We start from the raw sequence: 24,923 nt of genomic DNA, 5'->3' as shown, positions 1-24,923 counted from the left end.
GGCCTACCTCCCTTTTGATCTCAGGTTTTACCCGCTTAAAACTCCAAGTTGGCAGCTCAGCCCCTTACTATTAAAGGGGTCAAGCTGCTGATGATTAACCAATTACTCTTTTGAACCAACTTTTTCAGACTCAAAGCTTGGTGTTTCAGGAACGATGTTCAATGTGTCAACTTGCTGTAAGTCATCATCGTCATCAGTGTCCCGCATTTCTATTTCTTCTTCATCGCCGGAAAGAATCTTCACATCCAATCCAAGACTTTGAAGTTCTTTGATTAATACTTTGAATGACTCAGGAACACCTGGTTCCGGAACATTTTCACCTTTGACAATCGCTTCGTACGTTTTCACACGTCCTACGACATCGTCAGATTTCACTGTAAGGATTTCTTGCAGTGTATAGGCGGCACCATAAGCCTCCAGTGCCCAAACCTCCATCTCACCGAAACGCTGTCCGCCGAATTGAGCTTTACCGCCCAATGGCTGCTGTGTAACAAGTGAGTATGGTCCCGTAGAACGAGCATGCAATTTATCATCAACCATATGTGCCAGTTTAATCATATACATGACACCGACAGACACGCGGTTATCAAATGGTTCTCCTGTACGGCCATCATATAGGATGGTTTTCGCATCACGGGCCATTCCGGCTTCCTCGATGGTTGCCCAAACATCTTCTTCACGGGCTCCGTCAAATACCGGTGTAGCCACATGAATGCCGAGGTATCGTGCAGCCATGCCTAAATGAAGCTCCAGCACCTGTCCGATGTTCATCCGTGATGGTACCCCTAATGGGTTTAACATAATATCAACCGGTGTGCCATCTGGCAGGAACGGCATGTCTTCTTCAGGAAGGATGCGGGAAATAACCCCTTTGTTACCGTGGCGTCCCGCCATCTTGTCACCCTGATGGATTTTACGCTTCTGAACAATATATACGCGGACAAGCTGATTGACTCCTGGAGGGAGTTCATCGCCATCTTCACGGTTAAATACTTTTACATCGTGGATAATTCCGCCGCCGCCATGCGGTACTCGAAGTGACGTATCGCGGACTTCACGGGCTTTTTCTCCGAAAATGGCATGTAATAGGCGTTCTTCAGCCGTCAGTTCCGTAACCCCTTTTGGCGTTACTTTACCGACAAGCAAATCGCCGTCTTTTACTTCAGCGCCAATCCGGATAATGCCGCGCTCATCCAAGTTGCGAAGCGCATCTTCTCCGACATTTGGAATATCACGGGTGATTTCCTCAGGCCCAAGCTTAGTATCACGAGATTCTGATTCATATTCCTCAATATGAATAGACGTATAGACATCGTCTTTAACCAGGCGTTCACTCATGATGATGGCATCCTCATAGTTATAGCCATCCCATGTCATGAAGGCAACAAGGACGTTGCGTCCCAATGCAAGTTCACCCAGCTCCATGGATGGTCCGTCACCAAGCACTTCACCTTTTACCACACGGTCGCCAACGGCAACGATTGGTCTTTGGTTATAGCACATGCCTTGGTTTGAGCGGACAAATTTCAATAAACGGTATTTGTCAAGGTCACCTTTTACTTCTTGGCCGTCAATTACTTTCACACGGCGAACCCAGATTTCACGGGCTTCTACATGTTCGACAATACCTTCATGCTTACAAATGACAGCTGCTCCAGAGTCTTTTGCGGATACATATTCCATACCCGTACCGACTCGCGGTGCTTCCGGCTGCATCAGCGGCACAGCTTGCCGCTGCATGTTCGCACCCATCAGAGCGCGGTTCGAGTCATCATTTTCAAGGAACGGAATACAAGCTGTCGCAGCAGAAACGACCTGTTTAGGTGAAACGTCCATGTAGTCAACACGTTCGCGTTTAACCACTGTGTTTTCACCGCGGAAACGGGCTACAACCTCTTCATCCAAGAAGGAGCCGTCCTCACCAAGGCGGGAATTCGCCTGAGCCACTACATAGTTATCCTCTTCATCAGCTGTTAAGTAGTCAATCCGATCCGTGATTTTCCCCGTATCCGGGTCCACACGGCGATATGGAGTTTCAATAAATCCAAACCGGTTAACTTTAGCATAAGTGGATAAAGAGTTAATCAAACCAATGTTTGGACCTTCCGGTGTTTCAATTGGACACATACGGCCATAGTGGGAATAGTGAACGTCACGCACTTCCATTCCGGCACGTTCACGCGTTAATCCCCCTGGTCCTAATGCCGATAGACGACGCTTATGGGTCAATTCAGCAAGCGGGTTTGTTTGGTCCATGAATTGCGATAACTGAGAGCTTCCAAAGAACTCTTTAATAGACGCAATCACTGGGCGGATATTAATTAACTGCTGCGGCGTAATGGTTGCTGTATCTTGAATGGACATTCTTTCACGAACCACACGCTCCATACGGGATAAACCGATACGGAATTGGTTTTGCAGCAATTCACCAACAGAACGAAGACGTCTGTTGCCCAAATGGTCGATATCATCTGTATCTCCTACTCCATGCAATAAATTGAAGAAGTAGCTGATCGACGCAATAATATCGGCCGGTGTAATATTTTTAATTGGCTCTGCTACATAAGCATTGCCCATTACATTGATTACTTTTTCATTCTCATCGCCAGGGGCATAGATTTTAATCCCTTGCAAAATAATTTCTTCTTCCACTACGCCGCCAACTGGGTTGTGGCTTTGGAAGTTAATATTTTTCTCAAGAGCCGGCAAAATTCTGTCAAGGTTTCTTCTATCAAGAAGCGTTCCTTTTTCTGCAATAATTTCGCCTGTTTCCGGATCTGCCAGCGTTTCTGCCAAGCGTTGGTTAAATAAGCGATTTTTTATATGAAGCTTTTTATTAATTTTATAACGGCCTACATTCGCCAAATCATATCGCTTTGGATCGAAGAAACGTGATATCAGCAAATTCTTCGCATTTTCAACAGTTGGAGGTTCACCTGGACGCAAGCGTTCGTAGATCTCAAGCAGCGCTTTATCTACACCTTCCGTATTGTCCTTTTCCAGCGTATTGCGGATGTACTCATTATCACCAATCAAATCGATAATCTCTTGATCGGAACCAAATCCAAGTGCACGCAAAAGAACCGTAACAGGCAGTTTCCGAGTACGATCAATCCTTACATAGACGACATCCTTGGCATCTGTTTCATATTCCAGCCAAGCGCCGCGGTTCGGGATAACTGTTGCAGTAAATCCTTTTTTTCCGTTTTTATCAACTTTTGCATTGAAATACACGCTCGGTGAGCGCACTAACTGTGAAACAATAACGCGTTCTGCACCATTGATCACAAACGTGCCTGTTTCCGTCATAAGCGGGAAATCGCCCATGAACACATCTTGGTCTTTCACTTCACCTGTTTCTTTGTTTACAAGACGTACCTTCACACGAAGTGGAGCAGAATATGTAACGTCCCGTTCCTTTGATTCCTCAACAGAGTACTTTGGCTCGCCAAGGCTGTAATCAATAAATTCTAGTGATAGGTTACCAGTAAAGTCTTCAATTGGCGAAATGTCCTGAAACATTTCACGCAGCCCTTCATCCAAGAACCATTGATAGGAAGAGGTTTGGATTTCGATAAGATTTGGTAATTCCACCACTTCACTGATTCGCGCGTAACTCCTACGTTGGCGGTGTCGTCCATACTGAACTAGTTGACCTGTCAACTGATTCACCCCTCAAATCAAGCGTTATTTAAATAATCTATTACGCCTTCAAGAAAGAGGCATATGCTCTTCCTATCAGACAAAAAGAAAAAGGGTTTTTTGCTCAAAAACCACATTTTCACATTTTGACTATTATTTTGTCATCTTTTCCTTCTTATTCCGATTTTATACTAAAAATAAGTATTTAAAGGAATAATTCGGAAATTATTATGATGGCATTTTATAATGCTACCACAACGGTTATTTCGAGTCAACTATTTTGTTGCCTTTATAATAAAATAACCTTTGGATTTGTCAACTGTTTCTACATGAGAAAATAACTCTTTTAATTTTTCCAAAGCAGATGGGGCTCCCTGTTTCTTTTGAATCACTACCCAAAGTTCACCAAAAGGCGCAAGACGTTCAAAGCTTTGTTCAAAGATTTCATGAACGGTTTTTTTCCCCGCCCGAATCGGCGGATTTGTCAGGATCGCAGCAAAAGCTGTCTCCGTTACATTCTCAAGCCGATCGCTTTCGTAAATCTTTACGTTTTGAATTCCGTTTTTTTCTGCATTTTCCTTTGCCAGCTCAATCGCCCGCTCATTTACATCCACCATATGTATAGTGCGTCCAGGGTATTCTCTTGCCATCGCCAGCCCAATTGGCCCATAGCCGCAGCCAACATCCAGAACCGGCCCCTCTAAGCCGGAAAGCTGAAAGGTTTCAATAAGCAGGCGGGAGCCAAAGTCTACCTCTTTTTTGGAAAACACGCCATTATCGGTCTTAAACCGGAACAATCGGTTCCGCAATGTATAGTCCCAATATTTAGGATTGCTTTCAACATTTTGGGTGCGGGAATAATAGTGTTCAGACATGAAATCACCTCCGGAGAACAGATATATGAAGATTGATAGAGGATGAGCGCTCACCTTTTAATATAGGTGAAAAAAAAGCCCGCTATGCAGCGAGCTTTTCATTAGCAAAATTACTTAACTTCGACGTTAGCTCCAACTTCTTCAAGCTTAGCTTTGATTTCTTCAGCTTCTTCTTTAGAAGCACCTTCTTTAAGTGCCTTTGGAGTGTTGTCAACAAGTTCTTTTGCTTCTTTAAGACCAAGACCTGTGATTTCACGAACAACCTTGATAACTTTGATTTTTTGATCTCCAGCGCCAGCTAGGATTACATCAAACTCAGTTTTTTCTTCAGCAGCAGCAGCACCTGCACCGCCAACTACAGCTACAGGAGCAGCAGCAGTTACGCCAAATTCTTCTTCAATTGCTTTTACTAAATCGTTAAGTTCTAAAACAGTCATATTTTTAACTGCTTCAATGATTTGTTCTTTAGTCATTTTAAATTTTCCTCCTTAGTTTTCGTTTCAGTTTATTAGATTGCATATAAGGTTAGCTTACGCGCCTTGTTCTTCTTTTTGATCTGCCACTGCTTTTGCAGCAAGAGCCAAATTGCGGATTGGTGCTTGAAGCACGCTGAGTAACATAGAAAGCAGACCTTCGCGGGATGGAAGTTCAGCAAGAGCCTTCACTTCTTCAACCGTTGCGATGTTTCCTTCGATGACACCCGCTTTGATTTCAAGCGCTTCATTCTTTTTCGCAAAATCGTTTAAGATTTTAGCTGGTGCCACTACATCTTCTGAGCTAAACGCAATAGCGTTAGGACCAGTCAATGCAGCGTTTAAGCCTTCAAGGCCGGCAGCTTCAGCGGCACGGCGAGCCATCGTGTTTTTGTAAACCTTGAACTCAATGCCAGCTTCGCGAAGTTGTTTACGAAGTTCAGTCACTTCTGCAACTGTAAGACCTCTGTAGTCAACTACAACAGTTGAAACACTCGCTTTTAGTTTTTCAGCGATTTCTTCAACCACTTGTTTTTTAGCTTCGATTACACTGCTCATCTTTACACCTCCTGTAGATTTCCTACATTCATACCAGGCAAGAGAAAGCCTCCATATCGAGCATAGACATGGAGGCTGCAAATAGCTTTTAATCAGCTAAATATATCGCATTACCTCGGCAGGAAATTAAGCCTATCGGCACCTGCTGTCTACGGTACAAATGTTTATTAAATTTAACAACAAAATATATTTTATTCAATATATCGTTGATTGTCAATTGGTAAAATTTACATTACTTCGCAGCAACTGTTGATGGATCAACTTTGATTCCAGGGCCCATTGTTGAAGCAACCGTTACGTTCTTCATGTAAGTGCCTTTTGCTGCAGAAGGTTTTACTTTTAACATTGTATCGAACACAGTAGTGAAGTTCTCAACAAGCTTTTCGTCTTCGAAAGAAGTTTTTCCGATAGGCACGTGGATGTTACCAGCTTTGTCTACACGGTATTCTACTTTACCAGCTTTGATTTCAGCAATTGCTCTTGTTACATCAAATGTAACGGTGCCAGTCTTAGGGTTTGGCATTAAGCCTTTAGGTCCTAATACACGGCCAAGCTTACCAACTTCACCCATCATGTCAGGAGTTGCTACGATAACATCGAAGTCAAACCAGCCTTGTTGGATTTTGTTGATATACTCAGAATCGCCTACATAATCAGCGCCAGCTGCTTCAGCTTCTTTCACTTTTTCACCCTTCGCGAATACTAATACGCGTTGAGTTTTACCAGTTCCGTTTGGAAGCACGACTGCTCCGCGGATTTGCTGGTCAGCTTTCTTAGGGTCAACGCCTAAGCGGAATGCAACCTCAACAGTTGCATCAAATTTTGCAACGTTTGTTTTCTTAGCAAGTTCAATTGCTTCTGCAATTGGGTAAGCTTTTGTACGATCTACAAGCTTAACAGCTTCTAAATACTTCTTACCTTTTTTAGCCATTTTCATTTCCTCCTAAATTGTGGTTTTAGCGAATTATTCTCCCACGAATAAGGGCTGCGCAAGAATAACGCAACCCCTCATTACAACAACTAGTTTTTCATGGATTAGTCTTCGATGACGATACCCATGCTGCGTGCAGTACCTTCAACCATGCGCATTGCTGCTTCAACGCTAGCTGCGTTAAGGTCAGGCATTTTTTGTTCCGCAATCTCGCGTACTTTATCACGCTTTACTGTTGCTACTTTATTACGGTTAGGCTGGCCTGAGCCAGACTGGATTCCAGCTGCTACTTTCAAAAGAACCGCAGCAGGAGGAGTTTTCGTAATAAATGTAAATGAACGGTCTTCAAACACCGTGATTTCAACAGGAATAATCAATCCAGCTTGATCTGCTGTACGTGCGTTAAATTCTTTACAGAATCCCATGATATTAACACCGGCTTGACCTAGTGCAGGACCAACTGGCGGTGCAGGGTTTGCTTTACCAGCAGGGATTTGTAATTTAACAACTTTAATTACTTTTTTAGCCACGAGACACACCTCCTTAAAGTCCGTGATGTGGTTAACAGGGTGTTACCCCTCCCACTCAACTTTAGTCTTTATATAAATACAAAGAACTTGACAAAGTCTTAGCTCAGCATTGCTGAGACATACTGACCTATGAAATATTAACATTTTTTATCATTGATTTCAAGTTTTTTTACAATATCCGAAGATAAATGTTCAATTTAGCCAGATTACATTTTGAAAAATGTTGGCTGCAGCGTGGAAACCAGGCGCTTTCCGCTTTTCTAATCCAACTTCTCAATTTGTGAGAAATCCAATTCTACCGGGGTATCACGGCCGAACATATTGACGAGGACTTTCAGTTTTGCTTTATCCTTGTCCAGTTCTTCGATATTCCCAGTAAAGTTGGCAAATGGACCTTCCTTGACCCGGACAGTTTCGCCGATTTCAAAATTGACATCGACCCGTTTTTCTTCTACGCCCATCCGTTTTAAAATCACAGCCACTTCTTCAGGAAGCAGCGGGGTTGGCTTGGAGCCTGAACCAGCTGAGCCGACAAACCCTGTTACTCCCGGTGTATTCCGCACTACATACCAAGAATCATCCGTCATGACCAGTTCCACTAGGACATAGCCAGGGAATACTTTACGTTTGACGATCTTTTTCTTGCCATTTTTTACATCTGTTTCTTCTTCTTCAGGAACAACCACACGAAAGATCTTATCCGTCATTCCCATTGATTCTACACGTTTTTCTAAATTGGCTTTAACTTTATTCTCATAACCAGAGTAAGTATGAACCACATACCAATTCTTTTCCATTTAAGAGGACTAGAGCGTCCGTCCCTCCTTACAATTTGGGTGGAGATTCTATCATTTTTTTCCAATTAAAAAACCCGTCAAAACGGGCTTTTTAGATAAAATTTCCTCTATTAATCACCATTATACCATGAATGATACTAGATTATTCAAGAATTAAGCGAATCAATTTTGAAATTCCTAAGTCTAACACGGTAAAGAAAAGGCCAAAAAAGACAACGGTGGAAATAACGGTAATGGTAGAACGGGTCAATTCACCACGTTTAGGCCAGCTTACTTTTCTCATTTCACGTGCGATTTCACTAAAGAATTTTTTTATGCGTTTCATGTCTGTTAAACCCCCATAGCATTCTATTCCAACCTCTAAAGTCTATCATTTTGTTTCTCGATGAACCGTATGGGTCCCGCATGTTTTGCAGAACTTTTTTAATTCTAACCTGTCTGTCTGCGTTTCTTTGCTGGCTGTGGAATAGTTCCGGGAGCCGCAAACAGCACAAGCAAGCACTGTTTTTTTACTCATGATTCGACACCTCGATAATTTCCATAAAACTGTAACATGACGCCTAATTAATGTCAACAGCAATCGAAGTGAGATTCATATATTCGACACATGATGGGAGCGTATACAAATCACAAAGAAAATTCGCGGATTTCCAGATATCGTTCCAATTTTCTTTTTACGCGCTGGAGGGCATTGTCGATGGATTTTACATGACGGTTCAGTTCCTCAGAAATCTCCTGATAGGATTGGCCGTCTAAATATAAGGCTAATACTTTTCGCTCTAAATCACTTAACAGCTCCGACATCTTGACTTCGATATGGTCAAATTCTTCCTGGTTAATAATTAACTCTTCTGGGTCTAATACCTTAGCGCCTGACAAAACATCCATTAAGGTCCGGTCCGACTCTTCATCATAAATCGGCTTGTCCAAAGAAACATAGGAATTTAACGGAATATGCTTTTGCCTTGTGGCCGTCTTGATTGCCGTAATAATCTGCCTGGTGATGCACAGCTCTGCAAATGCCTTAAAGGAGGTAAGCTTGTCCTCTCGGAAATCGCGGATTGCCTTATAAAGTCCGATCATTCCCTCTTGGACAATATCCTCTTTGTCCGCCCCGATTAAAAAATAGGACCTTGCTTTTGCACGCACAAAATTCCGATACTTGTAAATCAAATAATCCAGTGCCTCACTGTCACCCTGGTGTACCAGATCAACCATTTCTTCGTCTTCCATAACGAAGTATTGTTCGTTGATTTTTATTCCGAAGTCCGCACTCAAAGTAGATCCCCTCCACCGAACAAGCCTAGATAGTATTATTATACATTACTAAATTTTTCAAGTCGAGACTCATTTCTCTCCTCTGCGCCACTTTTCGAAAATTTCTGCCAGCTCCTTGCTTATCGGGATTTTAGTAACAGGCCTCTTTTCCTGAATGGTTTTGACATTTTTCTGGATGCCTTTTTCAATTGACTCCATCTCGATCAAAAGCTCCCGGGCCGACTTGCGGAGCGCCCCTTGTCCAAAGATTGCCCACTGTTCGGTATAATCAGAAGTTGCCACATGAATTTGGGTTTTTCGGTTACTTAAGCTGATTGCCATCTTTTCAATGCGCTGATCTGCTGTTTCATTTTCTTTTGTAAAAATGACTTCTACATGATGATTTTTATACTTTCTTTCCGTTCCCTGCACATACTGGGCATCGAAGACGATAATCACTCGATACCCAGAAAAGGCTTGGTACTCGGCCATTTTCTCCACCAGCCGGTCCCTCGCTGCCGGCAAGTCTCGGTCCCTTAGTGCCATAAGTTCAGGCCATGTCCCGATTATGTTGTATCCATCAACGAGCAGGATGTCCATTTTTACCCCTCAAGTGCATGCCGTTTCCGGTATACCTCATACATTAATATGGCTGCAGCAACCGATGCATTCAACGACGTCACTTTTCCGGCCATTGGCAAATGAATGAGAAAATCACATTTGTCTCGAATTAACCGCCCCATCCCTTTTCCTTCACTGCCGATGACCAATCCAAGCGGTAAGGTGCCATCCAGTCTGCGATAGTCATCCTGCCCCTTGGCATCAGTACCGGCGATCCATACCCCTCGCTCCTTTAACTCATCTATTGTTTGGGCAAGGTTAGTAACCCGGGCAACAGGAATATACTCAATTGCGCCAGTTGAGGCTTTTGCGACGGTAGCTGTCAGCCCGACTGCCCTCCGTTTTGGGATAATGATCCCATGGGCTCCCGCTGCATCTGCTGTCCTCATAATCGAGCCTAGATTATGAGGGTCTTCAATTTCGTCCAATATTAAAAAGAAAGGAGGCTCGCCGCTTGCTTCAGCGGCCCGGAATAAATCGTCTAATTCAGCATATTGGTATGCTGCAACATAGGCCAGCACTCCTTGATGATTTTGATCGGTTATTTGGTCGATCTTTTTCTTTGGGACAAACTGGACAATCACATTGGATTCTTTAGCCAAGCTGGTAATCTGCTGCATTTGCCCGCGCTGGGAGCCCTCAGCAATTAAAATTTTGTTAATGTCCCTTTTTGACTTTAATGCTTCAATCACCGGATTTTTCCCTACGATGTAATCTTGATTCATGTCAACGTTCCTCCTTTCTTGGTTTCCACATATCCAAACGCCTGGCGGACCAGTTCCTCAAGGCGTTCTATCTGGCCTGTTAAATATAAATATCCCATTAACGCCTCAAAGGCGGTGCTGTACCGATAGGTTTGCACATCGGTGTTTTTCGGGACGGTGCCGGATTTGGCGTTCCTGCCGCGCATGACCACTGCCAGCTCTTGCTCATCCAGAAGCCCTTCATCCATCATGTGAAACAAAATCTGGCATTGGGCTTTGGCAGAAACGTATCTGGTGCCTTCCCGATGGAGCCGGTTCGGCCGAACCTGCCCGCTGTATAGAAGATGGCGCCGCACATAGGTTTCGTAAATGGCGTCTCCCATATAAGCAAGAGCGAGACTATTTAATTGGCTGGCATCGACTGTCGTTTCGTATTCAAGCATGTATTAGCCTCTTTTCCATCTTGTGCCTTGCGGCGTGTCTTCTAAAATAATGTTCATGTCTTTTAATTGGTCACGGATTTGGTCAGATAGTTGGAAATTGCGTTCTTTTCGCGCCTGGTTCCGCTTTTCAATCAATGCATCAATTTCCTCATCCAGCATTTCTTCTTTATCCAGTTTTAGCCCCAATACGGCAAAAAGCTCCTCGAATTGGCCGGTAAACGCATCAATCACTTCGGCTGCTGTATTTTTTTCCAAAAGATAATAGTTTGCTGATTTTGACAGGTCAAATAACACAGAAATTGCTTTGGCTGTATTAAAATCGTCATCCATTGCCTCAATAAATTCATCATGCAGCGCTGAAATTTTATCCAGCCACTCTTGATTATGATCAGTTAAGTTGGTACTTGCCTCTCTCCGGTGTTTCAAGTTTTGATAAGAGGTCTGCAGCCGTTCAAAAGCTGATTTCGTACTTTCCAATAACTCTTGGCTATAGTTAATTGGATTGCGGTAATGGACGGACAGCATAAATAACCGGAGCACCTGCGGGTTGTGCTGCTTAATAATGTCGTGAACGAGCACAAAGTTCCCAAGAGACTTGGACATTTTCTCGTTATCAATATTAATATATCCATTATGCATCCAATAACGGGCGAACGGCTTTCCGGTCAGCGCTTCTGATTGGGCAATTTCATTTTCATGATGCGGGAACGTTAAATCCTGGCCGCCTGCATGGATATCAATGGTATCACCCAGATACTTCTTCGCCATGGCGGAGCATTCGATATGCCAGCCTGGCCGTCCCGGCCCCCAAGGGCTCTCCCAGTAAATTTCTCCTTCTTTCGCCGCTTTCCATAGGGCAAAGTCTAAGTCATCCTGCTTCTTGTCTCCCACTTCAATTCTGGCGCCCACGCGCAGCTCATCAATCGATTGGTGCGACAGCTTGCCATACTCTTCAAAGCCGCGGGTATGAAAATAAACATCCCCCTCCGATTCATAAGCATAGCCTTTTTCAATGAGCTGGCGGATAAATTCAATGATAATATCCATGTTTTCCATGACTCGCGGATGGATATCCGCATGCCGGCAGCCTAAGGAGGTCACATCCTCAAAATAGGCTTCAATAAAGCGATCCGCGATTGTCGGCACGTCTTCGCCCAACTGATTGGCGGCGCGGATCAATTTATCATCCACATCGGTAAAATTGGACACATACTTGACCTCATAGCCGCGGTATTCCAAATAACGGCGGACCGTATCAAATACGATAGCCGGCCGGGCATTTCCAATATGAATGTAGTTATAGACCGTCGGGCCGCAAACATACATTTTCACTTTTCCCTCTTCAAGAGGGACAAACTCTTCCTTTTTTCGGGTGAGTGTATTATAAAGTTGAATGCTCATTGACTTTATTCCCTTCTTCTTTTAATTTTTCCATCTCTCGCCTTAATGAAGCAAGCTCATCCTGCATTTCCTTCAATCTATCCGCAATTGGATCTGGGAGATTATTATGGTTTAAATCTTTATGAATCCGTTTGCCGTCCTGAATCACAACCCTGCCAGGGATTCCTACTACAGTCGAGTTTGGCGGCACATCCTTTAATACGACGGAGCCGCCGCCTACCTTCGAGTTTTCTCCAATAGTAATCGATCCAAGAACCTTGGCGCCGGTAGCAATCAGCACATTATCCTTAATCGTCGGGTGGCGCTTGCCTTTTTCTTTCCCGGTTCCCCCAAGCGTGACTCCTTGATAAACCGTCACGTTATCGCCGATTTCACAGGTTTCCCCAATAACCACTCCCATCCCATGGTCAATGAAAAATCTCCTGCCAATTGTGGCGCCTGGGTGTATTTCAATTCCTGTGAAAAACCGGCTGGCTTGCGAAATCACCCGTGCCAGGAAAAAGAATTTCCGTTTAAAAAAGGCGTGAGCGATTCGATGAGCCCAAATCGCATGTAATCCTGAATAAGTCAAAACCACTTCTAGTTTCGTTCTGGCTGCTGGGTCCTGTTCAAAAACGACTTCAATATCTTCCCTTATCCGCTTAAACATTTGATACTTCCCCCTGCTCCCTTTGTAAATAAAAAACGTCCCTGTCGATATCGACAGAGACGCTATGTGCGTGGTTCCACTCTGATTAGACTTTTGGCCGGCACATATTTCATAAGGAAAAATGTGACCCTGGCTTACTAGTCTCACTCTTTTTGGTAACGGAAATTTCCGCCCATATCTACTAGAAACCATGTTCTTTCGAAATGGGGCTCAGAGGTGCATTTCAAAAAACGAGAGGCCTAAACCACTTTCAGCCGGTGATGGTTCTCTCTTTCAAGCTTCATTTTTCTACTTTTCCTCTTCTTCGCTTTTTCACATATCATTATATCACTTACTATATTACATTTTACTAATAATGTTAACTAATAATTTTCTGAATGCGATTTTGCACCTTTGTTTTTCCTAAAAGCTCAATGGTCTCTGGAAGATCCGGTCCATGAGTCTGCCCTGTTACCGCGGCACGAATCGGCATAAATAGATTTTTCCCCTTTTGGCCTGTAGACTTTTGGACCGCCTTCATCGCAGCCTTAATGCCATCAGCTTTGAACGGTTCCAATTGGTCAAGCTCCTGGGAAAAGGCTTTTAACACCTCAGGTACCATTTCTCCAGCAAGAACCTCTTTCGCCTCCGGTTCATATTCTGCCTCTTCTTGGAAGAACATATCCGATAATCTCACAATTTCTGCCCCGAAGCTCATTTTCTCTTGCAGCAGTGCAACTAATGTGCGGGCCCATTGCATTTGTTCATCGGTCATTGTTTCACTCAAACGGCCTGCCTTAATTAAATGCGGCATTGCCAGTTCCAGAACACGGTCAACCTCGACTTTTTTCATGTATTGATTGTTCATCCATGCCAGTTTTTGCTGATCAAATAATGCCGGAGATTTGGACAGGCGGCTGGCATCAAAAATGTTGATAAACTCTTCTCTTGAAAAAATTTCTTCCTCGCCAGCCGGAGACCAGCCAAGCAAGGCAATAAAATTGAACAATGCTTCTGGCAGATAACCCAGTTCCTCATATTGCTCAATAAATTGGATGATGGATTCATCCCGTTTGCTTAGTTTTTTGCGGCTTTCATTGACGATCAGCGTCATATGGCCGAAAATTGGCGGCTCCCAGCCAAAAGCCTGATAAATCATCAGTTGTTTAGGTGTATTGGAGATATGATCATCTCCACGAAGGACATGGGAAATTTCCATTAAATGGTCGTCAATAACAACTGCATAGTTGTAAGTTGGCATCCCATCCTTTTTCACAATCACCCAGTCGCCCATTCCCTCCGATTCGAAGGAAACATGACCTTTGACGATATCATCAAACGTATAGGTTTGGTCCTGCGGAACGACAAAACGGATACTCGGCTTGCGGCCTTCCTTCTCTAAACGCTCCTGGTCTTCTGCCGTTAAATGGCGGCATTTGCCCGAATAGTGCGGAGTTTCCCCTCTTGCCATTTGGGCTTCCCGCTCTTGCTCCAATTCTTCTTCCGTACAATAGCATTTATAGGCTAGTCCCTTTTCAATCAATTGATTGGTATAGGTCTGGTAAATATCATTTCTTTCTGATTGCCGGTATGGCCCGTAATCGCCGCCGACATCCACACTTTCATCCCAATCCATGCCAAGCCATTTTAAATATTTTAGCTGGCTTTGCTCGCCGCCTTCAATATTCCGTTTTGTATCCGTATCTTCAATCCGGATAATAAATTTCCCGCCTTGGCTGCGGGCAAATAAATAATTAAACAGGGCGGTCCGGGCGTTTCCAATATGTAAATGTCCTGTTGGACTTGGGGCGTACCGTACACGAATTTCGTTTGACATTTTAATGCCTCCACTTTCCAATATTCATCCCGAATTATTTTACCACTATAGGTTTTCCCAATAAAGCCTTAACTCTGAGATTATGATTTTTCTAATAAAACGACGGCCTGTGATGCGATTCCTTCACCCCTGCCGGTAAAACCCAGCTTTTCAGTGGTAGTAGCCTTCACATTGATTTGCTCAGGTGCAGCTTCGAGCAATTCCGCGATCCGTTGTCTCATTTGCTCAATATAAGGAGCCATTTTGGGCTTTTGGGCAATAATCGTACAATCGGCATTCACTAATTTGTAGCCTTTTGATTTTACCAGCTTCCAAACATGCTCCATGAGTTTTGCAGAATCCGCATCCTTAAACGCTGGGTCAGTATCAGGAAAATGCTTGCCGATATCTCCTTCTCCTATAGCACCAAGGCAGGCATCGGCAACGGTGTGCAGCAGGACATCGGCGTCAGAGTGGCCGAGAAGCCCTTTTTCATAAGGTATAGTAATGCCGCCAATGATAAGCGGGCGGCTTTCCGTTAATTGATGGACATCAAAGCCCTGGCCAATTCGAAACATCAACAAAACTCCCTTTGTCTTTTCTTTAAAATTGCCTCTGCAAAAAATAAATCTTCAGGTGTCGTGATTTTAATATTGTCATAATCGCCTTCTACGATGGCCACAGGGTGCCCTAAGCGCTCGACAAGGCTGGAATCGTCAGTTCCTAAATACCCGTCCTTTTCTGCCTGTTCATAGGCCTGGAGCAAAAGCGGCATACGAAAAGCTTGCGGGGTTTGAACAGCCCACAAGCTTGAACGTTCGACAGTTTCTGCCACCACACCATCTTGCACTTTTTTCATTGTATCTTTGGCCGGCACTCCCACTATCGCAGCTCCTGCTCTTTCCGCTGTTTCGGCCAGCCGATGAATTTGTTCTGTTTTAATAAACGGCCTGGCGGCATCATGGACAAGAATGATACCATCAGACCTCACGGTTTTTAGCGCATTCAAAATGCTGTACTGGCGTTCCCTGCCGCCTGGAACTAAACGAATTTCCTTGTTGATTTGATAGGTTTTTAACAATCGTTTAAATTCTGGTTCATCCTGAGGATGAATGACTAAGATCATTCCCTCACATAGGCTGTCCTCTTCAAAGACCCTTAACGTATGAATGAGAATTGGTATCTCATTAAGGGAAAGCAGCAGCTTATTTTTACCTGCTCCCATTCTTTTTCCCTGGCCCGCGGCAGGAAGAATGACTTGATAAGTCATAAGAAAACTCCATTCTTTTTCTACTACAAGGCTTTTTCCAACAATTTCGGTTTGGCAAATATCATTCGGCCCGCAGAGGTTTGAAGCACACTTGTGACCAATACATCGATTCTTTTGCCGATGTATTCTCTTCCCTCTTCGACAACGATCATCGTTCCATCATCTAAGTAAGCCACACCCTGATGATATTCTTTCCCATCCTTAATCACCTGGACGGTCAATTCCTCACCCGGCAGAACGACCGGCTTAACAGCATTCGCTAAGTCGTTAATATTTAAAACCGATACATTTTGCAATTCACATACCTTATTTAAATTAAAATCATTCGTCACAAGGACTCCGTTTGTTACTTTTGCCAGCTTGACCAGTTTGGAGTCAACCTCCTGGATATCCTCAAAATCACCTTCATAGATCTCCACTTTGATGGCAAGCTCTTTTTGAATCCGATTAAGGATGTCTAGGCCCCTTCGGCCGCGATTTCGTTTTAGCACATCAGAAGAGTCTGCGATATGCTGCAGCTCCGCTAGAACAAATTGCGGAATGACAATGGTCCCTTCTAAAAATCCAGTTTGGCAAATATCGGCCACCCGGCCATCAATGATCACACTCGTATCCAATATTTTCAGGGCCTTATGGCCAATCTTTTCAGGCTCCTCTTCAGATGCTTTTTTCTTGCTGCTTCCTTTACCGAATAATCCGAGCAGTTCATCGCGTTTTTTAAAGCCCACTTGGAAGCCGAGATAACCAAATAGCAGCGTCAGTAAAATGGGGGCAACGGCATTTAAAACCGGCACTTGGACCGCATTAAAGGCAAAACCGATTAAAAAGGCAACCAGCAGTCCGAAAATCAGCCCGACGCTTCCAAATAATACATCGGTAACAGGGACTTTTACCAGTGAGTCCTCGGCCCATTTAATAAAATTAAACACGTAATCTACTGCCCAAAAGGTTATAAGATAAAAAATAATAGCACCTAAAATAGCAGTGACATAAGAGTTATTAACGATTGGAATGTCGTTTATATGGAGTAAATTGAACAGTTCCGGCAATAACAAGATTCCAAGCGTACCACCCATTATGAGGAAGCAAGCCTGCACAATTCGTTTTAACATTCCTTCACCTCCTCTACTCATTATAAACATATTCGTCAAAATGAAACCTTGATTTGGCGATTATTTTTTCAAAATGTAATCATTTTGAAACATGTACGCTGGAATGCTAATGTTTACTTTCCATAGGGTAGCATTCAATAAAACGGACTGTCAAATAATTGGAATTTTTCATCCAAAAAGGATTCCGCCTACAAATGACGGTCGGTATAAAGCCGTTCTTTGATCAATTTAAACCCTTCTTTGATTTTCTTGGCCCTGACTTCACCAATTCCTTCGACATCATCCAGTTCTTCAACCGTTGCCGCTAAAACCTTCGTTAAATTTTCAAATCGGTTAATCAAATTTTCAATGATCACACTTGGCAGTCTTGGTATTTTATTCAGAATTCGATAACCGCGGGAATGTTTGAATTCATCCAGGTGGACGTAGCCCAAATAGCCAAGCAATTTCAGCAGCGCCGTATCCTCTATAGCTCCGCTTTGCGCTAAACTCTGCATCCGCTGCAGGGTCTCGTCAGGGTTGATTTCCCGATGATTGGCGTAATCCTTGATCATCAGCTTGATTTCCTCTTCCAGACCCGTCAAGATTTCATTCATTTGCAGCCGGATCAGCCTTCCTTCCGTCCCTAGCTCATAAAGAAAGGCAAGCAGTTCATTTTTTATCTTTAACACCATCTCAAAACGGTGCAGAACCATCAAGAAATCGTTATAGGTGACGGATTCCTCAAATTCCAAGACACTTAGGTTGGTAATACTTTGTTCGACAACCGCCTTATATTTTTCCAGCGTTTGAATCGCTTGGTTGGCTTTTGTTAGGATGACGGAAATGTCCTTTAAGGCATATCGGATATTCCCCTGATACAAGGTAATCACATTTCTCCGCTGGGAAATGGCAATAACCAGAGCTTTTGTTTGCCGTGCCGTTCTTTCCGCCGTACGGTGGCGCATACCTGTTTCAGAGGAAGCGACTTCAGGGTCAGGCGCCAGTTGTGCATTGGCTATGAGAATTTTATTACCTGTCTCGTTTAAAATAATTGCACCGTCCATCTTAGCCAATTCATATAAAAAACTCGGTGTAAAGGGACAATTAATCTCAAAGCCGCCATCCACAATACTTTTCACTTTATCGTTACAGCCTACCACTATGAGGCCGCCAGTATTGGCGCGCAGTACATTGTCCAACCCCTCACGGATCGGCGTTCCCGGCGCCACCAATTGCAAAATGTCGCTAATCGATTGTTCACCCGGCCGTTTATGCTCCATCCGCTATCCCCCTAATGCTGCTTGAAGTGCCTCGCTGACCGAGGAGACACCAATCAGTTGAATTCCTTCCGGGCCCTTCCAGCCGCTTAAATTATTGGCAGGAAGAATTATCCGTTCAAAGCCCATCTTTGCCGCTTCTTGAACACGCTGCTCAATTCTTGACACCCTTCTTACTTCGCCGGTCAATCCCACTTCTCCTATGACACAATCGGTTGGTCTTGTCGGGACATCTCTGAAGCTGGAGGCAATGCTGACGGCAATGGCTAAGTCGATGGCCGGTTCATCTAATTTAACCCCTCCAGCAACCTTCAAGTAGGCATCCTGGTTGGCTAGCAGCATTCCTACCCGTTTCTCAAGGACAGCCATTAACAGCGGGACGCGGTTATGGTCAATGCCGGTCGCCATTCTTCTTGGATTCCCGAAGCTTGTCGGAGAAATCAATGCCTGGATTTCGACCAGCACCGGACGCGTCCCTTCCATCGATGCAACCACTGTAGAGCCGGCTGCCCCCCGTGAGCGTTCTTCCAGAAAGATTTCTGAAGGGTTCTCCACTTCCTCAAGCCCAAACTCTTTCATTTCAAAAATGCCCATTTCATTGGTCGAACCAAATCGATTTTTCACCGCCCGCAATATCCGGTATGTATGATGGCGCTCCCCTTCAAAATAGAGAACGGTATCGACCATATGTTCTAACAGCCTTGGGCCGGCAATCGATCCCTCTTTTGTCACATGCCCGACGATGAAAATGGCAATCCCTTTTGTCTTGCCAATTCTCATTAATTCAGCCGTACATTCACGGACTTGTGACACGCTGCCCGGCGCAGAAGTTACTTCCGGATGAAAAACGGTTTGTATGGAATCAATAATAACGAAGCTTGGATTGGTCTGGTCAATGGTCCGGTTGATTTCCTCCAGATTGGTCTCGGCATATACCATCAGGTTTTCGGAAGCAATATCAAGCCGCTCTGCGCGCAGCTTCGTTTGTCGTAAAGATTCTTCTCCAGATATATATAAGACCTGATGTCCCTTATTGGCTAATTGGGAGGATACTTGCAAAAGCAGCGTGGATTTGCCAATTCCTGGGTCACCGCCAATCAATACTAAGGAGCCCTTCACCACTCCGCCTCCCAATACTCGGTTTAATTCTGTCAAGTCGGTATGGATTCTTGGCTCACTGACGGATTCAATGCTGGTAATCGGTGTAGGTTTTGAGAGAATCGCTGATCCGCCCTGCGAATGGGCAAACGCCCCTCTTCTAGCTGGGCCGCTTACTTCCACTTCTTCCGTCATTTTATTCCACTGGCCGCAGCCCGGGCATTTACCCATCCATTTAGGCGATTCATACCCGCACTCCTGGCAGATAAATTTCGTTTTTCGTTTAACCATTGGGATGTTCCTTTCTGGGTGGCCTTTTCCACTCTTTGTTAAAAATAAAAAGAGGTACACGGATGTTGCTTTATTCACGTGTACCTCCATGATTCGCCTGCAAGTTACATCCAGCCGAATGAATCCAGCTAGTTGGTTACTCCTGTTTTCTCAGCTGTTTTGACGACAAATTCTCCATTCTCCACATCAATAATCGCCTGCTGGCCCGTAAGCAATGTGCCTTTGAGCAATTCTTCGGAAAGCATGTCTTCCACATTCTTTTGAATAGCCCGTCTTAATGGTCTTGCACCATATTCCGGGTCATAGCCTTCATCAGAAATCTTGCTCTTAGCTGCTGGAGTAAGCTCGATATGAATATCTTGCTCCTTTAGCCGTTTAATCAGCTGATCCGACAACAAGGTCACAATTTCCACTAAATGCTTTTTCTCTAAGGCATGGAAGACAATAATCTCATCAATCCGGTTCAGGAATTCAGGACGGAAAGCTTTTTTCAATTCTTCCATCACTTTTCCCTTCATGTCCTTATAGTCTTGCGTTGTATCCTGAATATTGAAGCCCACATACTTATTGCGCTTTAATGTGTCGGCCCCAACATTGGACGTCATAATCAAAACGGTATTGCGGAAATCGACAGTTCTGCCTTTTGAATCCGTCAATCGGCCGTCCTCCAGTACCTGAAGCAAAATATTAAAGACATCAGGGTGCGCCTTTTCAATCTCATCCAGCAGAATGACGGAGTATGGTTTCCTGCGGACCTTTTCCGTCAGCTGTCCGCCTTCTTCATAGCCGACATAGCCTGGAGGGGAACCGACTAGGCGGGAGGTCGAATGCTTCTCCATATACTCAGACATATCAATGCGGATCATGGCATCCTCGTCGCCAAACATGGCTTCAGCAAGAGCACGGGCTAATTCGGTTTTACCAACGCCAGTCGGGCCAAGGAAGATAAACGAACCAATCGGGCGCTTAGGATCCTTTAATCCAGCTCTGGCTCTGCGCACTGCTTTTGAAACGGCCTTAACCGCTTCTTCCTGTCCAATAAGACGGGAATGTAAAATCTCCTCTAGATTCAACAGTTTTTGTGTTTCCGTTTGGGCCAATTTGGAGACCGGAATTCCTGTCCAGCTTGAGACAACTGCCGCGATATCCTCTACGGTTACTTGGTTGTTTTCCTTGCCCTGTTTTTCCTTCCAGCTTTTCTTTGTTTCTTCAAGCTGTTCGCGCAGGCGCTGCTCTGAATCTCTTAGTGATGCTGCTTTTTCAAATTCTTGACTTTGCACAGCCGCATCTTTTTCTTTACGAACCTCCTCCAGCTTCACCTCAAGCTCTTTTAAATTAGGAGGAGTGGTATACGAACGAAGTCGAACCTTTGAACCCGCTTCATCAATTAAGTCAATCGCTTTGTCAGGCAGGAACCGGTCGGAAATGTAACGGTCGGACAATTTTACCGCAGCTTCAATGGCTTCATCAGTAATCGATACACGGTGATGTGCTTCGTAGCGGTCACGCAGCCCCTGCAGGATTTGGACGGATTCCTCTGCGGTCGGCTCATCCACACGAATCGGCTGGAAGCGCCGCTCCAGTGCTGCATCTTTTTCAATGTATTTTCGATATTCATCAAGAGTCGTGGCGCCGATACATTGCAATTCGCCGCGGGCCAGGGATGGTTTTAAAATATTGGAGGCGTCAATGGCCCCTTCTGCTCCCCCAGCGCCAATTAAAGTATGAAGCTCATCAATAAACAAAATAATATTTCCGGCTTGGCGGATTTCATCCATGACCTTTTTCAGCCGATCCTCAAATTCGCCCCGATATTTCGTTCCAGCAACAACGGTCCCCATATCAAGAGTCATCACACGTTTATCGCGAAGGATTTCCGGCACTTCATTATTCACGATTTGCTGGGCAAGCCCTTCAGCGATTGCTGTTTTACCCACACCGGGCTCACCAATTAACACTGGATTATTTTTTGTTCGGCGGCTTAACACTTCAATCACACGCTGAATTTCCTTGCTGCGGCCAATAACTGGATCTAGGCTGCCTTCTCGGGCAATGGCCGTTAAATCTCTGGCAAGGCTGTCTAATGTTGGAGTGTTAGCGCTGGCAGATGCACCGCCTTGGTGCCCTCCTGATTCGTTGCTGCCTAGAAGCTGAAGCACCTGCTGGCGTGCTTTATTTAAGCTGACCCCTAGGTTATTGAGCACCCGGGCAGCTACACCTTCTCCTTCCCGAATCAGGCCAAGGAGAATATGCTCTGTTCCAACATAGGAATGGCCGAGTTTGCGCGCTTCGTCCATCGATAATTCAATTACTTTTTTAGCTCTTGGGGTGTAGTGAATAATCTGAGATGACTCTTGGCCTTTGCCAATTAAATTTTCTACTTCTTTTTGAATTTTATCGGAGCCTAGCCCTAAGCCGTAAAGTGCTTTCGCAGCAATTCCTTCTCCTTCGCGGACTAATCCTAATAGGATGTGCTCTGTTCCAATATTATTATGGCCAAGGCGAATGGCTTCTTCCTGGGCTAAAGCTAGGACTTTTTGTGCTCTTTCTGTAAAACGGCCAAACATCATATCACTCACTCCTTAACTTTTTTTCAGTTTCCATCTGAATTCGTTCACGAATTAAAGCGGCCCGTCTGATATCTCTTTCATACGGCCTTAATGGGCCGCCAGCATATTGTTGAAGAAATCCCGGCTGCGTTAAGATCATTAGTTCATTCAGGATGGTTTTAGACATATTATGAATAAAACCCATATCGATTCCCAGTCTCACATCTGATAAGCATCTAGCTGCTTCTTTGGATTCAATGATTCGGCTATGGGTTAAAACACCTAACGAACGGAAAACCCTATCTTCTAATTGTATGTTTGAACTTTTCCGTAATGCTTCCCGGGCTGACCTTTCTTGTGAAATAATCTGGCTGACAACCCCCATTAAGTCGCGGCAGATATCCTCCTCTGATTTTCCAAGGGTGATTTGATTGGAAATTTGAAAGATATTTCCAAGCGCTTCGCTTCCCTCACCATAGATTCCTCTTACGACAAACCCCAGCTGATTAATGGCAGGGATAATTCGGTTTATCTGCTGTGTCAAAACGAGTCCTGGCAAATGCATCATCAGCGATGCGCGAAGCCCTGTTCCTACATTTGTTGGGCAGCTGGTCAGGTAGCCAAGCTTTTCATCAAAAGCGTAATGGACATAATTCTCCAGCCAATCGTCGATTTCATAGGCAGCATGTAATGCTTCCTTCAATTGCAAGCCTGGAAACAAACATTGAATCCGAATATGGTCCTCTTCATTCACCATAATGCTGACTTCTTCATTTTCAGATAATAAAACCGCTCCATACGGGGCCTCTTCCGATAAATGCGGGCTGATTAAATGTTTTTCGACTAATACCCGTTTTTGCAGCGGCTGCATGTCATCAATTTTCAGCAATTCCATTTGCCTGAACCTTTGAAAAGGCGCTGCTTTTAAGATTTCCTCGATATCATGAATAATCTGTTTCGCTTCTTCATGTGAAAAGACGGTTGGAAAAGAATAGTTTTCAAAGTTTCTGGCCAGACGGATCCGGGAGCTTAAGACAATATCGGAGTCCGGCCCTTCCTTGCTCATCCATGAGCTGACAGCTTTACTTAAAAACCGCTCGAGTGACATGTCATTCCCCTCCCTCTTGCTGGCTGGCAGTCAATTTTCTCTCCAAATCGCGGATCTCATCACGGAGATTTGCCGCTTTTTCAAATTCCTCCTGCATCACAGACTCCCGTAATGCCTTTTTTAATTCGTCAATTTGTTTTCTAAGGGAAATTCCCCCGCCAATTCGTTTAGGGATTTTTCCACTATGTGTCCAATTTCCGCCATGGAGCCGCCTTAACACTGGCTTTAACTGGTCTTGGAAGGTTTCGTAACAATGGGCACAGCCAAACCTGCCAATCTTTAAAAATTGCGGAAATGTCATGGAGCAATGCGGACATTGGAGAATTTCTTCTTGTTCAAAGGGATTTTGATCCTGCTTTTGAAAAGAAGGATCAATATTTAATAGCCCTGCTAGTAAATTATTAAAGGAGAAGCCTGGTTCACCATTGAAAATAAACATTTCGCCCTTTTCCTGGGCGCATTTTTCACAAAGATGCACTTCTGTTTTTTCACCGTTCACGATTTTTGTAAAATGAACAGCAGCAGGCCGTTGATTACACTCCTGACAGTTCATGATTTCACCTCTTCGGCAGCAAAATTAGTTATATTTTAATGAGGTTAACATTGCTTTTAACATTCTGGCTCTTAGTTCATCCCGATATGGAAGGTCAATATATAAGACTGAGCGGTCAATCACACTGAGCATGATTTTTGCTTCCCGTTTGGTGATGACCTCTTCATGTACGAGACGGGTGATCACATCTTCGGCACTTGCCTGGCTGATCCGGTTATGAAAAAGCGAAAGCAAATGTTCGATTAATTGAGCGGAGTCATGAGATTGAACCTTCATAATACGGATATAGCCGCCGCCGCCCCTCTTGCTTTCCACAAGATACCCTCGTTCAATTGTAAAACGTGTGTTGATTACATAGTTTATTTGAGAAGGAACGCACTGAAATTTATCGGCTATTTCGCTTCGTTTGATTTCGACTAGGTCCTCATTGCTCATTTCCAATACTTGTTTCAAATATTTCTCGATAATATCGGAGATGTTCCGCATCATTCCACCCCCTGTCACCATCTGACTTTGACTATCTTTGACTATAATTATAATCAATTTCTGTTTTAGATGCAACGATTCACTACTATATGATTTTCTCCAAATTTCGCAGTTGGGAAACGTGAAAATGAAGGATATTTGGATATTATTGAGGATATTGCAGTGTCGGATCAAGCGCATTCTCTTCATGGAAGCGGCATGATTGAAGATAGTTTATTACAGAATAACTGTAGCGGCTTAGTTCTTTACAGCCATATTCAAGGTTAGGTTTGCATATTCCAGTTGTCTTTCATCGCCATTATAAAGAGCGTTACACTTATAAAAGTTTATCCTTCATTTGCAAGAACCTTGAGGATCACTATCATCTAGCAGTTTTGTATTTATAAAAATCTTGGACAGCAAAAAGACAACCATCTATGGTTGCCAGATTGTCGAGAAAGGGTATTTTCTCGGCAATTTTTTATTATCTCAGAATCTAAATACCAAATTTATTGATTGTCCATGCAAATGGGCCTGTTGAT

Annotated in this window: 25 protein-coding genes and 2 other annotated features; all 25 genes read right to left on the bottom strand. The window is 44.0% G+C overall.

Going from position 1 to position 24,923, the window contains the following annotated elements:
- Positions 1 to 102: 102 nt before the first annotated feature.
- The 25 genes from rpoB to NFS43_RS16510 all read right to left on the bottom strand — a co-directional run bounded on the left by rpoB (position 103) and on the right by NFS43_RS16510 (position 24,402).
- Positions 103 to 3,663 carry a DNA-directed RNA polymerase subunit beta gene (rpoB, locus tag NFS43_RS16630; protein ID WP_251553874.1) on the bottom strand — a complete coding sequence of 1,187 codons (3,561 nt, stop codon included), beginning with the start codon at positions 3,661 to 3,663 and terminating at the stop codon, positions 103 to 105.
- A 254-nt stretch (positions 3,664 to 3,917) separates the two neighbouring features.
- Positions 3,918 to 4,517, bottom strand: coding sequence for a class I SAM-dependent methyltransferase (locus tag NFS43_RS16625; RefSeq protein WP_251553873.1), 600 nt, complete (start codon positions 4,515 to 4,517; stop codon positions 3,918 to 3,920).
- Positions 4,518 to 4,627: 110 nt separating this feature from the next.
- On the bottom strand, positions 4,628 to 4,990 hold the full coding sequence (rplL, locus tag NFS43_RS16620) for a 50S ribosomal protein L7/L12 (RefSeq protein ID WP_251553872.1): 363 nt from the start codon (positions 4,988 to 4,990) through the stop codon (positions 4,628 to 4,630).
- Positions 4,991 to 5,047: 57 nt separating this feature from the next.
- A complete protein-coding gene (gene rplJ / locus NFS43_RS16615) occupies positions 5,048 to 5,548 on the bottom strand; it encodes a 50S ribosomal protein L10 (protein ID WP_251553871.1) in 501 nt (166 codons plus the stop codon).
- A gap of 33 nt (positions 5,549 to 5,581) precedes the next feature.
- Positions 5,582 to 5,721 (bottom strand) — a sequence feature (ribosomal protein L10 leader region).
- A 59-nt stretch (positions 5,722 to 5,780) separates the two neighbouring features.
- A complete protein-coding gene (rplA, locus tag NFS43_RS16610) occupies positions 5,781 to 6,479 on the bottom strand; it encodes a 50S ribosomal protein L1 (protein ID WP_251553869.1) in 699 nt (232 codons plus the stop codon).
- 104 nt (positions 6,480 to 6,583) lie between these two features.
- Positions 6,584 to 7,009, bottom strand: coding sequence for a 50S ribosomal protein L11 (rplK, locus tag NFS43_RS16605; protein WP_042453928.1), 426 nt, complete (start codon positions 7,007 to 7,009; stop codon positions 6,584 to 6,586).
- A 260-nt stretch (positions 7,010 to 7,269) separates the two neighbouring features.
- Positions 7,270 to 7,806 (bottom strand): transcription termination/antitermination protein NusG, encoded by a 537-nt coding sequence (gene nusG, locus NFS43_RS16600; RefSeq protein WP_251553868.1) that lies wholly within the window; start codon positions 7,804 to 7,806, stop codon positions 7,270 to 7,272.
- A 142-nt stretch (positions 7,807 to 7,948) separates the two neighbouring features.
- Positions 7,949 to 8,131 (bottom strand): preprotein translocase subunit SecE, encoded by a 183-nt coding sequence (secE, locus tag NFS43_RS16595; RefSeq protein ID WP_251553867.1) that lies wholly within the window; start codon positions 8,129 to 8,131, stop codon positions 7,949 to 7,951.
- 45 nt (positions 8,132 to 8,176) lie between these two features.
- Positions 8,177 to 8,323 (bottom strand): 50S ribosomal protein L33, encoded by a 147-nt coding sequence (rpmG, locus tag NFS43_RS16590; RefSeq protein ID WP_251553866.1) that lies wholly within the window; start codon positions 8,321 to 8,323, stop codon positions 8,177 to 8,179.
- Between the two features lie 110 nt (positions 8,324 to 8,433).
- A complete protein-coding gene (sigH, locus tag NFS43_RS16585; RefSeq protein WP_251553865.1) occupies positions 8,434 to 9,084 on the bottom strand; it encodes an RNA polymerase sporulation sigma factor SigH in 651 nt (216 codons plus the stop codon).
- A 69-nt stretch (positions 9,085 to 9,153) separates the two neighbouring features.
- Positions 9,154 to 9,663, bottom strand: a complete 510-nt coding sequence (locus tag NFS43_RS16580) for an NYN domain-containing protein (protein WP_251553864.1) — start codon at positions 9,661 to 9,663, stop codon at positions 9,154 to 9,156.
- A gap of 2 nt (positions 9,664 to 9,665) precedes the next feature.
- Positions 9,666 to 10,409, bottom strand: coding sequence for a 23S rRNA (guanosine(2251)-2'-O)-methyltransferase RlmB (gene rlmB / locus NFS43_RS16575; protein ID WP_251553863.1), 744 nt, complete (start codon positions 10,407 to 10,409; stop codon positions 9,666 to 9,668).
- Positions 10,406 to 10,831 (bottom strand): Mini-ribonuclease 3, encoded by a 426-nt coding sequence (locus NFS43_RS16570; RefSeq protein WP_251553861.1) that lies wholly within the window; start codon positions 10,829 to 10,831, stop codon positions 10,406 to 10,408. The genes rlmB and NFS43_RS16570 overlap by 4 nt, the downstream gene beginning before the upstream one ends.
- A 3-nt stretch (positions 10,832 to 10,834) precedes the next feature.
- Positions 10,835 to 12,232 carry a cysteine--tRNA ligase gene (cysS, locus tag NFS43_RS16565; protein WP_251553860.1) on the bottom strand — a complete coding sequence of 466 codons (1,398 nt, stop codon included), beginning with the start codon at positions 12,230 to 12,232 and terminating at the stop codon, positions 10,835 to 10,837.
- Positions 12,213 to 12,881 (bottom strand): serine O-acetyltransferase, encoded by a 669-nt coding sequence (cysE, locus tag NFS43_RS16560; protein ID WP_251553859.1) that lies wholly within the window; start codon positions 12,879 to 12,881, stop codon positions 12,213 to 12,215. Before cysE ends, cysS begins: the two co-directional genes overlap by 20 nt.
- 52 nt (positions 12,882 to 12,933) lie before the next feature.
- Positions 12,934 to 13,195: a binding site (T-box leader), on the bottom strand.
- 44 nt (positions 13,196 to 13,239) lie between these two features.
- On the bottom strand, positions 13,240 to 14,697 hold the full coding sequence (gene gltX, locus NFS43_RS16555; RefSeq protein WP_251553858.1) for a glutamate--tRNA ligase: 1,458 nt from the start codon (positions 14,695 to 14,697) through the stop codon (positions 13,240 to 13,242).
- 80 nt (positions 14,698 to 14,777) lie between these two features.
- Positions 14,778 to 15,254: a 2-C-methyl-D-erythritol 2,4-cyclodiphosphate synthase gene (gene ispF, locus NFS43_RS16550; RefSeq protein WP_251553857.1), complete on the bottom strand. Its 477-nt coding sequence runs from the start codon at positions 15,252 to 15,254 to the stop codon at positions 14,778 to 14,780.
- On the bottom strand, positions 15,254 to 15,946 hold the full coding sequence (ispD, locus tag NFS43_RS16545; protein ID WP_251553856.1) for a 2-C-methyl-D-erythritol 4-phosphate cytidylyltransferase: 693 nt from the start codon (positions 15,944 to 15,946) through the stop codon (positions 15,254 to 15,256). The genes ispF and ispD overlap by 1 nt, the downstream gene beginning before the upstream one ends.
- A gap of 23 nt (positions 15,947 to 15,969) precedes the next feature.
- The gene (locus tag NFS43_RS16540; RefSeq protein WP_251553855.1) at positions 15,970 to 17,058 is read right to left on the bottom strand and encodes a PIN/TRAM domain-containing protein; all 1,089 of its coding nucleotides are present in this window, start codon (positions 17,056 to 17,058) and stop codon (positions 15,970 to 15,972) included.
- Positions 17,059 to 17,246: 188 nt separating this feature from the next.
- Entirely contained in the window at positions 17,247 to 18,320 is a 1,074-nt protein-coding gene (gene disA / locus NFS43_RS16535) for a DNA integrity scanning diadenylate cyclase DisA (RefSeq protein ID WP_251553854.1), read from the bottom strand.
- Positions 18,321 to 18,323: 3 nt separating this feature from the next.
- Positions 18,324 to 19,706 (bottom strand): DNA repair protein RadA, encoded by a 1,383-nt coding sequence (gene radA, locus NFS43_RS16530; protein ID WP_251553853.1) that lies wholly within the window; start codon positions 19,704 to 19,706, stop codon positions 18,324 to 18,326.
- A 128-nt stretch (positions 19,707 to 19,834) separates the two neighbouring features.
- A complete protein-coding gene (gene clpC / locus NFS43_RS16525) occupies positions 19,835 to 22,276 on the bottom strand; it encodes an ATP-dependent protease ATP-binding subunit ClpC (protein WP_251553852.1) in 2,442 nt (813 codons plus the stop codon).
- Between the two features lies 1 nt (position 22,277).
- A complete protein-coding gene (locus NFS43_RS16520; protein WP_251553851.1) occupies positions 22,278 to 23,363 on the bottom strand; it encodes a protein-arginine kinase McsB in 1,086 nt (361 codons plus the stop codon).
- 1 nt (position 23,364) lies between these two features.
- Positions 23,365 to 23,916: a protein-arginine kinase activator protein McsA gene (locus NFS43_RS16515; RefSeq protein ID WP_251553850.1), complete on the bottom strand. Its 552-nt coding sequence runs from the start codon at positions 23,914 to 23,916 to the stop codon at positions 23,365 to 23,367.
- 24 nt (positions 23,917 to 23,940) lie between these two features.
- A complete protein-coding gene (locus NFS43_RS16510) occupies positions 23,941 to 24,402 on the bottom strand; it encodes a CtsR family transcriptional regulator (protein ID WP_251553849.1) in 462 nt (153 codons plus the stop codon).
- Positions 24,403 to 24,923: the final 521 nt, after the last annotated feature.

This window comes from Neobacillus muris, assembly GCF_943193175.1.
GTDB classification, from domain to species: Bacteria; Bacillota; Bacilli; order Bacillales; family Cytobacillaceae; genus Neobacillus; species Neobacillus muris.
The sequence above is the reverse complement of the archived record's forward strand: the minus strand, read 5'-3'. Positions and strand labels throughout refer to the sequence as shown.

What these genes read in the sequence shown, in the direction of transcription:
- NFS43_RS16625 (WP_251553873.1), bottom strand. Translation starts at nt 4,517, where the DNA reads ATGTCTGAACACTATTATTCCCGCACCCAAAATGTTGAAAGCAATCCT.
- rplL (WP_251553872.1), bottom strand. Translation starts at nt 4,990, where the DNA reads ATGACTAAAGAACAAATCATTGAAGCAGTTAAAAATATGACTGTTTTA.
- rplJ (WP_251553871.1), bottom strand. Translation starts at nt 5,548, where the DNA reads ATGAGCAGTGTAATCGAAGCTAAAAAACAAGTGGTTGAAGAAATCGCT.
- rplA (WP_251553869.1), bottom strand. Translation starts at nt 6,479, where the DNA reads ATGGCTAAAAAAGGTAAGAAGTATTTAGAAGCTGTTAAGCTTGTAGAT.
- nusG (WP_251553868.1), bottom strand. Translation starts at nt 7,806, where the DNA reads ATGGAAAAGAATTGGTATGTGGTTCATACTTACTCTGGTTATGAGAAT.
- secE (WP_251553867.1), bottom strand. Translation starts at nt 8,131, where the DNA reads ATGAAACGCATAAAAAAATTCTTTAGTGAAATCGCACGTGAAATGAGA.
- rpmG (WP_251553866.1), bottom strand. Translation starts at nt 8,323, where the DNA reads ATGAGTAAAAAAACAGTGCTTGCTTGTGCTGTTTGCGGCTCCCGGAAC.
- NFS43_RS16580 (WP_251553864.1), bottom strand. Translation starts at nt 9,663, where the DNA reads ATGGACATCCTGCTCGTTGATGGATACAACATAATCGGGACATGGCCT.
- rlmB (WP_251553863.1), bottom strand. Translation starts at nt 10,409, where the DNA reads ATGAATCAAGATTACATCGTAGGGAAAAATCCGGTGATTGAAGCATTA.
- NFS43_RS16570 (WP_251553861.1), bottom strand. Translation starts at nt 10,831, where the DNA reads ATGCTTGAATACGAAACGACAGTCGATGCCAGCCAATTAAATAGTCTC.
- cysS (WP_251553860.1), bottom strand. Translation starts at nt 12,232, where the DNA reads ATGAGCATTCAACTTTATAATACACTCACCCGAAAAAAGGAAGAGTTT.
- cysE (WP_251553859.1), bottom strand. Translation starts at nt 12,881, where the DNA reads ATGTTTAAGCGGATAAGGGAAGATATTGAAGTCGTTTTTGAACAGGAC.
- gltX (WP_251553858.1), bottom strand. Translation starts at nt 14,697, where the DNA reads ATGTCAAACGAAATTCGTGTACGGTACGCCCCAAGTCCAACAGGACAT.
- ispF (WP_251553857.1), bottom strand. Translation starts at nt 15,254, where the DNA reads ATGTTTCGAATTGGCCAGGGCTTTGATGTCCATCAATTAACGGAAAGC.
- ispD (WP_251553856.1), bottom strand. Translation starts at nt 15,946, where the DNA reads ATGACTTATCAAGTCATTCTTCCTGCCGCGGGCCAGGGAAAAAGAATG.
- NFS43_RS16540 (WP_251553855.1), bottom strand. Translation starts at nt 17,058, where the DNA reads ATGTTAAAACGAATTGTGCAGGCTTGCTTCCTCATAATGGGTGGTACG.
- disA (WP_251553854.1), bottom strand. Translation starts at nt 18,320, where the DNA reads ATGGAGCATAAACGGCCGGGTGAACAATCGATTAGCGACATTTTGCAA.
- radA (WP_251553853.1), bottom strand. Translation starts at nt 19,706, where the DNA reads ATGGTTAAACGAAAAACGAAATTTATCTGCCAGGAGTGCGGGTATGAA.
- clpC (WP_251553852.1), bottom strand. Translation starts at nt 22,276, where the DNA reads ATGATGTTTGGCCGTTTTACAGAAAGAGCACAAAAAGTCCTAGCTTTA.
- NFS43_RS16520 (WP_251553851.1), bottom strand. Translation starts at nt 23,363, where the DNA reads ATGTCACTCGAGCGGTTTTTAAGTAAAGCTGTCAGCTCATGGATGAGC.
- NFS43_RS16515 (WP_251553850.1), bottom strand. Translation starts at nt 23,916, where the DNA reads ATGAACTGTCAGGAGTGTAATCAACGGCCTGCTGCTGTTCATTTTACA.
- NFS43_RS16510 (WP_251553849.1), bottom strand. Translation starts at nt 24,402, where the DNA reads ATGCGGAACATCTCCGATATTATCGAGAAATATTTGAAACAAGTATTG.